This is a genomic window from uncultured Bacteroides sp. (assembly GCF_902472605.1).
Lineage (GTDB): Bacteria > Bacteroidota > Bacteroidia > Bacteroidales > Bacteroidaceae > Phocaeicola.
This window is the reverse complement of sequence record NZ_CABROP010000070.1, coordinates 1-10,030: the sequence shown is the minus strand read 5'-3', so window position 1 is coordinate 10,030 and position 10,030 is coordinate 1. Positions and strand designations below refer to the sequence as shown.

10 protein-coding genes are annotated in these 10,030 nt (G+C 43.9%); 4 read left to right on the top strand and 6 right to left on the bottom strand.

Annotation, left to right across the window (positions count from 1 at the left end; genetic code table 11):
- From RDP42_RS12210 to RDP42_RS12190, 5 genes are all read right to left on the bottom strand, one after another.
- On the bottom strand, window positions 1–833 hold an 833-nt coding region (locus tag RDP42_RS12210), incomplete at its 3' end, for a DEAD/DEAH box helicase (protein ID WP_308763910.1).
- A gap of 50 nt (window positions 834–883) precedes the next feature.
- On the bottom strand, window positions 884–1,771 hold the full coding sequence (locus RDP42_RS12205) for a DUF4435 domain-containing protein (protein ID WP_308763909.1): 888 nt from the start codon (window positions 1,769–1,771) through the stop codon (window positions 884–886).
- A 2-nt stretch (window positions 1,772–1,773) separates the two neighbouring features.
- Entirely contained in the window at window positions 1,774–2,616 is an 843-nt protein-coding gene (locus RDP42_RS12200) for an ATP-binding protein (RefSeq protein WP_308763908.1), read from the bottom strand.
- 337 nt (window positions 2,617–2,953) lie between these two features.
- On the bottom strand, window positions 2,954–3,076 hold the full coding sequence (locus RDP42_RS12525; RefSeq protein WP_374046984.1) for a hypothetical protein: 123 nt from the start codon (window positions 3,074–3,076) through the stop codon (window positions 2,954–2,956).
- 649 nt (window positions 3,077–3,725) lie between these two features.
- The gene (locus tag RDP42_RS12190) at window positions 3,726–4,235 is read right to left on the bottom strand and encodes a very short patch repair endonuclease (protein WP_308763906.1); all 510 of its coding nucleotides are present in this window, start codon (window positions 4,233–4,235) and stop codon (window positions 3,726–3,728) included.
- Between the two features lie 412 nt (window positions 4,236–4,647).
- Between RDP42_RS12190 and RDP42_RS12185 the strand changes: the two genes are divergently transcribed.
- The 4 genes from RDP42_RS12185 (at window position 4,648) to RDP42_RS12170 (ending at window position 9,712) form a co-directional block, all read left to right on the top strand.
- Window positions 4,648–6,066: a Sau3AI family type II restriction endonuclease gene (locus RDP42_RS12185; RefSeq protein WP_308763905.1), complete on the top strand. Its 1,419-nt coding sequence runs from the start codon at window positions 4,648–4,650 to the stop codon at window positions 6,064–6,066.
- Entirely contained in the window at window positions 6,053–7,786 is a 1,734-nt protein-coding gene (gene dcm, locus RDP42_RS12180; RefSeq protein WP_308763904.1) for a DNA (cytosine-5-)-methyltransferase, read from the top strand. Before RDP42_RS12185 ends, dcm begins: the two co-directional genes overlap by 14 nt.
- A 136-nt stretch (window positions 7,787–7,922) precedes the next feature.
- Entirely contained in the window at window positions 7,923–8,453 is a 531-nt protein-coding gene (locus tag RDP42_RS12175; protein WP_308763903.1) for a hypothetical protein, read from the top strand.
- A 254-nt stretch (window positions 8,454–8,707) separates the two neighbouring features.
- Window positions 8,708–9,712 carry a pyridoxamine kinase gene (locus RDP42_RS12170; protein WP_308763902.1) on the top strand — a complete coding sequence of 335 codons (1,005 nt, stop codon included), beginning with the start codon at window positions 8,708–8,710 and terminating at the stop codon, window positions 9,710–9,712.
- A gap of 11 nt (window positions 9,713–9,723) precedes the next feature.
- Here the strand turns inward: RDP42_RS12170 and RDP42_RS12165 are convergent.
- Window positions 9,724–10,030: aminotransferase class IV (locus RDP42_RS12165; RefSeq protein WP_308763901.1), on the bottom strand; the 307-nt coding region annotated here is incomplete at its 5' end.

Genomic DNA, 10,030 nt, shown 5'->3' with positions numbered 1-10,030 from the left:
CTCCCGTTGCGGAACTTATACAACGCCCGTTCGCGGTCGTCCTGCTCCATGCCGCCGTGGAACGTCTCGCAATACACCTTCATGGAGTGCAGGTACTTCCCTACCCGGTCCACACTCTCCCGGTGGTTGCAGAACACCAGCGTCGATTCGTTGCCCAGCGTACACAGCAGCTTGTAGAGCGTCTCCAGCTTGTCCTTCTCCGGCGAAGTCACCCGATAAAGCCTCAACCGCTGTGATACCGTCTCCTCCGGATTCAGGAAGTCCAGCTTCTGCGTGCGGTTCATCCCCGTGAAGCGCGGAATCTCCTCCGCATCGGTAGCCGACAACAGGAAGCGGCGACGCAACGAAGGCAGTTTGCCGATGACCTCGGCCATCTCGTCCTGGAAGCCGAACTCCAGACACTTGTCGAACTCGTCGATGACCAGCGTACGCACCGTACCGGCCTCGAAATTCTCCTTGTTCAGGTGGTCGTTCATACGTCCCGGCGTACCGATAATCACGGCCGGCGAGATGCCCTTCATGGTGCGGTGTTCCTCCATGGCCGGGCGACCGCCATAGCAGCTCATCACCGGGAAACCGGTTCCCATGGCCTTGAACACCTGCTCAATCTGCAAAGCCAGTTCGCGTGAAGGCACCAGCACCACGGCCTGTACGCCTTCCACTCCCTGCTTCAGCGAGTTCACCAGCGGCAACAGGTAGGCCAGCGTCTTTCCGGAGCCGGTGGGCGAAAGCAGAATCAGATCGCTGCCGTCTTTCCAAGCGTCGATGGCGGCCTCCTGCATGGCGTTCAACTGGTCAATCTTCAGGTTGGATAGTATTGTTTGTATGTCCATAATTCTTGGGGTTTTGTGGGTTAGTTAGCAAAGATAATTGCCCATTATTTCTAATAATTGCGTCTGATTGTCTTTAATACTCCAATATCTGCTTTTATACGGGAAATGGCATCATATTGTTCAAAAGCCAAGGTATTTTTCAATATATTCTGTTCAAAATCCAGTCCCGTTCCTTCACATAATTTCTTACCAATAGAAACCAATGAATTATACAAGCAATGCCCTCTTACATATAAATACACATTCTCCTTACGAAGTCCCTTAGCTTCATAATAAACTGATTCATCCGTCCTATTAAAGCCACATGTATTCTTTATATTTTTAATAGTAGTCTGCAGATCCGAAGACAAACGGTCTAAAAATTGCTTTCCATTATTTTTTTCATCACCCTGTCTATATTGCAAGGAAATAACATTTTTAAATTTATCCCGATCGAACTCAGTCAATCCATTCTTTACCTGATAAAGCATCAACAAAAAAGGCTCATAAACAACTTCAGAATATCCCGACAAGAAAACGCTGAAATCAAACTCCGCCCCTTTATGCGTATATTTATCAAACGTCTGTTGCAATTGGGAAGCAAATGCACAATGATTTTCCCATGAATAAGTATAAGTCTGTAGAATGCCATCTCCCGCGGAAATACCTTCTTCCAACAGATAGCGCAAGTCACTATCTATACAAATAAAAAATTTCTGCGAAAGAAAACCCTTATACTTCAAACACTGAGTACACCCTGTGTTGCGATTTCCCTTTTCGTTTATGGTAGCAGGCTTAAACTTATAACGCCCTCCACGATATTTAGCAAGCAACTGTTGCCAAAACCAGATGTCATCTTTATCCTCCACATGTACAATGGAGTCTACGCCGTACATAAGCGTCGACGCTGCCATCCCTCTCGCTGCTGCCTCATAAAAGGCCCTCTTGTCTGCATCCATAATTATCTTTTCTCTAAATCTTGGATGAATACAATCTTATCTTCCCAGCCATTGGCAAAAATATTAGGAGAATGGGTTGTCAATATCAACTGACAGTTCGGATTCAATTTACGTATCAATTCGATAAGCCGGTCTTGCCAAGTAATGTGCAAAGAGATTTCCGGTTCATCCATCAACAACACAGCGGGCTTCTCCTCTTGCAGAAACACTGTCGTAAGAATCAACAAAATCTGTTTTTCACCGGAAGAGAGCTGGTCTAATTGTATTTTTTCGTCTTCTGCACGAATAACATCTCCATTAGCAGTCACAACTCTTTGCCCATCGGATGTAATCAATGCCCTCCCTGTACCTTTAATTGAAAAAACTAACGTATTATTCTGGGGGTCAATCCTAATTTCTTTTCCTGTTTCCTCAAACAATGAGTTAACCAACTGGAAGAAATTATCAATCCGTTTACGAATTATTTCCGCTTTTTCCGGGAAATTCAACATCTTCATTCTATAATCAAAGAATGAGGTTCCTTCTCCATTCTGATTAATAATATTTTTCAAGGCCTGAAGCAACATACTTTCCGTTTTTCTCTTCGCATTAGCCGGAATATCAAAAGAACGGATATAAGTAACAGGACTATCAATGGCAGTTCCACTGACAGCTTCAGCTATATTTTTTTTAATCTTCTGCCCAGAATAATAGTCTGAGATTAAATTAAGCAATGTCGTTTTCCCACATCCATTAATGCCGACAAGAATATTCACATCCTGATGAATATTATTCCATCGTATATCTACTCGTTGCCACATTTTTTGCACCTGGAAACTGGCAATATATTTACTCTTTTCTTCCATGAAATTACTTTTATTACACGAAAATACGAAAAATCTAACTAGAATGAGAGAAAATATGGCAAAGAATATTCTTGGATAACTAAAAATCGAAGAATTTACTTAATAACAAGTCAAAATCTTATCCACCTTCTCCAAGGGATTCTAAAGAAACGTGGACGCCAATTTATGACCGGCCGCGGACAGTCCCAGTTCCGACTTTGCACGTCTGCCACATGGCTCGCTACGATAATTGGATACATCCGTCTGAAAACACTGACGTTTGAATTTCAGTTTCATTCTGATTTTCCTTTCTTTTTCAAATTGTCCAACATCTTGATTGAATCAAGATAATCCTGTTCTACGTCACTGATTGTACGCTGTTTGTATTTACGATATTCATTCGTAGCATGTTCCATCGCTTCTGCATGTGAAACAAGTTCTTTTCAACATCGGCACGTTCCACGATCAGTTCAGCTACTATATATCCATGAATGGCATAGTGTATCTTATTCTGTATCCCAATGAAATAATCATGTCCAGATTATCAAATGGCATCTCTCTTTCTACCTATCTGGAATCTTCGATGCGAACCTGTCGGAATTTCCAACAGGTTGAATTTTCATCGAGTTCCTGCTCTTCGTAGAGATGTTTAATATGTTCCACTAGATTGGGCCTCGATGTCTGATATAGTTCGGAAATGTCTCGTCACTTATGAAAAATCAGTTGTCAAAAACAAGGATATACAAAGTTAATAAAATCTATAAAAGGGACACTATTAGCAATTCCTGAACTTTCAGTAATGACATCATAATAAGCCGCCGGTTGGCATATACCATGTTCTCTACAGGAAGATGATCAAATATATCCCACTCTTTTTCTTCACATACAAGTCATGAAAGATTGCTTTCGGATGCACCCCTTCTTTCACATCTTGACAATGAGTTTCCGCTCTGCTCTTGCCCTGATATTGAACTATTCGAGAAATTCGAATAGTTCGTTTTTTATGTAAATCAACAGCTTATCTTATTAATTGCAACCGATTCCGGATGTTCTTTCATACAAGATTCTACATCGAAATCAATTATCTCTTTCCAACCGATAAATAGTATTCTTTATCTTGAAAGACAATCTCAATCATTCGTATATTCCACCTCAGATTCAGCAGCCATCGGCGTATCCTCATCTTCCGATGTGTTATAAGTTTTGATTTTGTGGTCTTCCAGAAAAATATGATTTAATGTAAAAGCCAATGATTCAAGTGTCTGCGCACAAACCTTCGGTTTTAACTGACATTCCCAAATTGTAATGCAATGCCATCCCATTGCGGCCAGCTGACGCTGTTCCTCCACATCACGCTTCTTGTTCCGTTCCACTTTCTTCCGCCAGAAATCCACATTCGTTTTAGGTAGGCGATAATATTTGCAATTATCATGTCCATGCCAGAAGCAGCCGTTGACAAAAATAACCGTACGATACTTACGAAGCACAATATCCGGATGTCCAGGCAGACGCGGATGGTTCAGCCGATAACGGAATCCCCGTCCAAACAAGAATTTACGCACCACTATTTCAGGTTTCGTGTTCTTGCCACGTATTGCCGACATGCAACGGTGCCGTTGTTCCTTCGTCAGTTTGTCCATTTTCCGATTTTATCTTCAAATTAAAACGCCGTAGCCATACTACCTAAAGTCAGGATAAAGATACAGAGATTTAGCATACAAAGAATCGATTCCCTCCAAATTTATAATTCTAAACTAATCTTACACAAGTTCTAGCGTGTAAGCAATGCCATATTTATCTGACATAACCAGACAAAATTGTACGAGCAAATTCAGAGTTCTTCAGAAACAAACTTAAGAAATTCCTCTTTTATTTGCCTCCATTTTATTTATTTTGCACACTAATATGAAGACGGAAGATACTAATTGAATTTTAATTAGAAACGAATTCAGACCTTAAACAACTGACAAAGAGGCTGAAGCAAAAACAATTAAAATAGCTTTCTCTATACATGAAAGTATTCGGAGAAATATATTAAATAAAAGATTCAGAATGAGCCAAACAAATAAAATAACAAACCCAATAAATAATCTATCATACGACAAGACTTCCGCCATCAGTATATTTGAATACAGCAAAGGATTGCTAGGCAGAAGTCTGCGTGAATTTATCAAAGAGAACTATTCACCCAAGAAAGGAAAAGGCAGCATCGGACAGATGGTGGAGAACCTTTATTTTCTTCTGGAAACCAACAATAATCCGGAAGCAGACTTCTCGTCTGCTGGCATGGAATTAAAATGCACTCCCGTCAAACTGGGCAAAAACGACACTTACCTCATCAAAGAACGCCTGGTGTGTAATATGATAAATTACTGCGAGGTCATAAAGGAAGATTTTGAACAATCACACTTTTATCTGAAGTGTCAGTTGATGTTGCTGCTCTTTTATTTATACAAGAAAAATTGTGACAACCTCGACCTGAAATTTATTTTCTCCGTTCTTTGGAAACTCCCTGAAAAAGATTTGCTTATCATCAAGCATGACTACGAAACCATACTGGAAAAAATCAAATGTGGCAAAGCCCATTTACTTTCAGAAGGAGACACTATGTACCTCGGTGCATGCAGGAAAGGCCAAAAAGGCGACAGCCTGATGAAACAGCCTTTTTCAGAAGAAGGAGCACCCCGCAGGGCTTTCAGCTTGAAGATGTCTTATATGCGGACTATCCTGCAATATGTAACGGATAGCGGTAAAAAGGCGATTTCCAATTTCAAGTTTCCTACCGGACAAATTGTTTCAGAAAGGGAGCTTGACAAACATAATTTTGAAGAAATCATACTAAATCGGTTCAAACCTTACCTTGGCAAAAACTACCAGGTAATCGCCAAAGGAAAGAAGATAGACATTTCCAATAATCCCAAAAACAAATTTGCGATAATAGCCAATGCTATCGCCGCAACCGGGAAATGTACCAATGTCAACCGTTCTGAAGAGTTCATGAAGGCCGGATTGACAATGAAGACAATACGTGTCCAACATAACGGAAATATAAAAGAAGCGATGTCTTTTGAAAACATTGACTACATGGAAGTCGCAGAATGTGACAACTGGTATGAATCCCGGCTGTATGAATTGTTTTCAAGCCGTTTCATGTTTGTAATATTTAAAGAACAGACAGCCAATAAAGGAGATTATATACTAGACAATGTATTCTTCTGGACAATGCCTCCAGAGGATTTGGAATGGGCAGAGACGTATTGGATGCACATAAGAAAGAACATATTGGACGACCATATCTCTGAAGAATATTGGTGGAAAGGACAGGACAAGAAAAAATTCCATGTACGTCCAAAAGCTCAAAGATCAACAGATTTAGCTCCAACTCCCAGCGGAAAGTGGGTTAAAAAGTTCTGTTACTGGTTTAATAATGATTACGTAAAACAAATAGTAAACAACAATGGCTCAAAATAATCATATAATTCGTGTAGTAGAACTATTCGCTGGTGTAGGTGGATTCCGTATCGGCCTGGAAGGAGCATCCGACGCTTATGAAACAATCTGGAACAACCAATGGGAACCTTCTACCAAACATCAAGATGCCTCTTTAGTATATCAGGCTCGGTTTGGAAAGAAAGGACATTCAAACCAGGACATTAATCTTGTAAAAACAGCGGATATTCCGGACCATGACCTGCTGGTCGGTGGATTTCCTTGTCAAGACTACTCTGTAGCTGCTTCACTCAGCCGCTCGGGAGGTATTGAAGGTAAAAAGGGAGTGCTATGGTGGCAAATCTACCGCATCTTGCAAGAAAAGGGCGATGCAAAACCCAATTATATATTTTTTGAGAACGTTGACCGCCTATTGAACTCTCCAGCCTCCCAGCGTGGACGCGACTTTGCCATTATCCTAGCCTCATTAGCCGACTTAGGCTATATTGTAGAATGGCGAGTCATAAATGCCGCCGACTACGGGATGCCACAAAGAAGAAGAAGAACCTACATTGTAGGCTATCTTGAGAATTCCCCAATAGCCAACCGCATCCAAAAAATGAAAGACTGGGTTCTGTACGACGGAGTAATGGCACAGGCTTTCCCCTTTGAACAAAAGTCGGGAATCTCGGATTTTGAAATAGAAGGTTCCATAAAAGAAGTTTCAGATAACTTCAACAAAGAAGGAAAGGCAAGCCCATTTGGAAACGCAGGCATGATGACGCATCGTCAGGTTTTTTCTGTGGATGCCACACCTGTTTATACAGGAACGAACCAAACCCTAGGTGATATTCTTGTGAACGAGAGTTTCGTACCGGAAGATTTCTTTATTTCCGAGAAAGATTTACCTAAATGGATTTATGAGAAAGGAGCAAAAAAAATAAATCGTGTGTCAAAAGAAGGATTCAAATATACTTTCTCTGAAGGTGGAATGGCCTTTCCTGACCCGCTTGACAAACCTTCAAGAACCATGATTACAGGAGAAGGCGGAAACGCTCCTTCACGTTTCAAACATGTGGTGCTGACCCCCTCCGGAAGATACCGCCGACTGATTCCCATAGAATTAGAACGGCTCAACATGTTTCCGGACAATCACACTTATCATCCGGAAGTATCAGACGGACGCAGGGCCTTCCTCATGGGAAATGCATTGGTTTGCGGAATCGTCGAACTGATTGGGAAGAGTTTATACCGTTTCATGTATGATGAAGCACCTGTATCCTCACGACCGATACATACTTTACGCGAATCACGCCCGACATTGGATTTAGACCTGTTTGCTTTTGAAAAAGAACAACTGATTCTCAATAAGCCTAAAAAGAATTATGTGCCCGACAAGAACAAACGTTTGTTGATAGGATTTGTCAAGGAAGATAATCAAGATTATTTCTTGAATGAAGAACCGACAAAAATATATTATACCGGCAAGACGAAATCATTCCCTTCTACCATCGCATTGAACAAGTTGTACTATTTCATGCCTTACATAAAAGGGAAAGGGGTGAAAGACTTGTATCTAATCCGTATTGCAAGAATTGGAACCAAAGCAGAAATCCACCCCGAAAGCAACGACAAAGATCCAAGATTAGTCTTCGAACTGGAATTTTTAGAAAGTCTACCCGACTATCATCCTGTTCGTCTAAACATCAATCACACATATACGGATACATTCCTTGGCCGGATTATCGACAAGGATAACTGATTCAAACAAAAAATTTAATCCTCATCTGCATATCAGAAAGCATGCCGATGAGGATTTTTAATGTACCCAGCAATATTTCCATAGAAAATCTTCGTCATATCTTTCCACCATCCACCAAGATGCAAATCCTACCAAAATGTCACCTCCCCCACTCCCTCTCCAAAACCACTTTCTTTTCTCGCCCCGCCGCCCATTCGCTCAAAATCCACAAGTAGAACCGCTTATCAAATACCAAAAAGAAACACAATCACACAAACACCATACCAAAAGCAAGCAAAAAAGCAATTCCAACACCCCATTCATAAAGACCAAGAACAAAACCCCTCAAAAAGACAATCCAAAACAATCCATCAAACTCATCCAACTAGAAAACACACCCAACAAACACCCACTCAAATCCCCCACAAAAACCATACACCAAAAAACGCAAGTGCATTTCACTCCAAACGCCGAAGCGTTTGCTTCCAAACACAAGGAGGTTTCACCTAAAACGCAAATACATTTAACTCCAAACGTAAGCCCGTTTTCCACCCCAAAATCTCCCGATAATTCCCCATCCTACCCCGAAAAACGCCCCAAAATCTTCCAAAAACAAGAAATCCCCGCCTCCAGATTCCCCAAACCTTCCCATTTCGCGCCTCAGCCACCCCCTCCAGAAGCCTTCTGAAAGGGATACCCTCCCCCAAGTCTCTATAAAATCCCCATGAAAGCAAAATCAGAAAGACACCAAAATCCCGACACAAGCAGCAAAAAGAAACCAAACCCCACAAATCGAAATCAGCCCAAAAATCTGCTACAAGGCCCTGGATTTCCTCCGGAGCAGCCCTCTGTTTTTTCCCCTCCCCATCCTACAAAATGCACGAAAAAGTTTGCTCGTTACATAAAAAGTAACGTCCTTTGTAATTGTAAATTCACAAAACTATGGCAGACAATTACATTGAACGACAATATGAAGCGTATCAGGCACGGAAAGCGGCCTGGGAAAAGGAACGGAAGTACAAGAAGAAAAAGCCGACGGCCCCGACGGAAACGCCTCAACGGACGGGAGGTTTCCTGAAAAATCAGGTGAAGAAGGTGGCCGCCGTACACGACCTGTCGGGGGTGGGCCACGTATCGCTGATGGCGGTCATCCCGGTGCTCTCGTCCATGGGCTTCCAGGTGTGTCCACTGCCCACGGCGGTGCTGTCCACGCACACGCAGTACCCTTCCTACTCCTTCCTCGACCTGACGGAGGAGATGAAGCACATCATCGCGCACTGGGAGAAGATGAACGTGCACTTCGACACGTTCTACACGGGCTACCTGGGCTCGCCGCAGCAGGCGCAGATTGTGGAGGAGTTCATCCAGAAGTTCCGCGGCGAGAACGACATGGTGGTGGTCGACCCGGTACTGGGCGACAACGGGCATCTCTACAAGGGCATCACCGAGGAGATGGTGACGGAGATGCGGAAGCTGATCCGACTGGCGGATGTCATCACGCCGAACCTGACGGAGCTGTACTACTTGCTGGACATGCCGTTCCGGGAGGAACTGACGGATGCAGAGCTGAAGAAGGCGCTGAAGACGCTGTCGGACCAGGGACCGGCCATCGTGATTGCCACGAGCGTGCCGGTGAGCGGTGACCCGCGGTCGACGTCGGTCTATGCGTACAACCGCTTCGGCAACCGTTACTGGAAGGTGACTTGCCCGTATCTGCCGGCGCACTATCCGGGCACGGGCGACACGTTCACGAGTGTCATCACGGGCTCGCTGATGCAGGGCGACAGTCTGCCAATTGCGCTCGACCGGGCCACGCAGTTCATCTTGCAGGGCATCCGGGCGACGTTCGGCTATGAGTACGACAACCTGGAGGGGATTATGCTGGAGAAGGTGCTCCATAACCTCGACATGCCGATTCAAATCAGCAGCTACGAGCTGGTGGAGTGACGCGAAAGATATCAATACAGCACCTGACTCACGGGGAGTTCCACCTCGCCGAAGGGAATCAGGGCGTTGAACAGACGGATGTGCCGGTAGCTTCCGAGGGAGGCAGCCGGGATGTCCGTTTCTTTTATCTGTCCGGTGTCGAGGAGGTGGCGGCGCTGGGTACCTTCCAACAGGGGACGCGCGGGGGTGTGCCACTCGCATCCGTCCCAGAGGGCGATGTTGGCGATGGAGGTGTCGGTGAGGAGTCCGTGGCGGACGATGAGCACGTCGTCGGCCTGACCGCGGAGGGCGAAGGCTTCGTCGAGCACGCGGCGGTCG

Excerpts from the sequence above, each read along its gene's own strand:
- dcm (WP_308763904.1), top strand. The coding sequence starts at position 6,053 with ATGGCTCAAAATAATCATATAATTCGTGTAGTAGAACTATTCGCTGGT.
- RDP42_RS12190 (WP_308763906.1), bottom strand. The coding sequence starts at position 4,235 with ATGGACAAACTGACGAAGGAACAACGGCACCGTTGCATGTCGGCAATA.
- RDP42_RS12175 (WP_308763903.1), top strand. The coding sequence starts at position 7,923 with ATGTCACCTCCCCCACTCCCTCTCCAAAACCACTTTCTTTTCTCGCCC.
- RDP42_RS12205 (WP_308763909.1), bottom strand. The coding sequence starts at position 1,771 with ATGGATGCAGACAAGAGGGCCTTTTATGAGGCAGCAGCGAGAGGGATG.
- RDP42_RS12170 (WP_308763902.1), top strand. The coding sequence starts at position 8,708 with ATGGCAGACAATTACATTGAACGACAATATGAAGCGTATCAGGCACGG.
- RDP42_RS12200 (WP_308763908.1), bottom strand. The coding sequence starts at position 2,616 with ATGGAAGAAAAGAGTAAATATATTGCCAGTTTCCAGGTGCAAAAAATG.
- RDP42_RS12185 (WP_308763905.1), top strand. The coding sequence starts at position 4,648 with ATGAGCCAAACAAATAAAATAACAAACCCAATAAATAATCTATCATAC.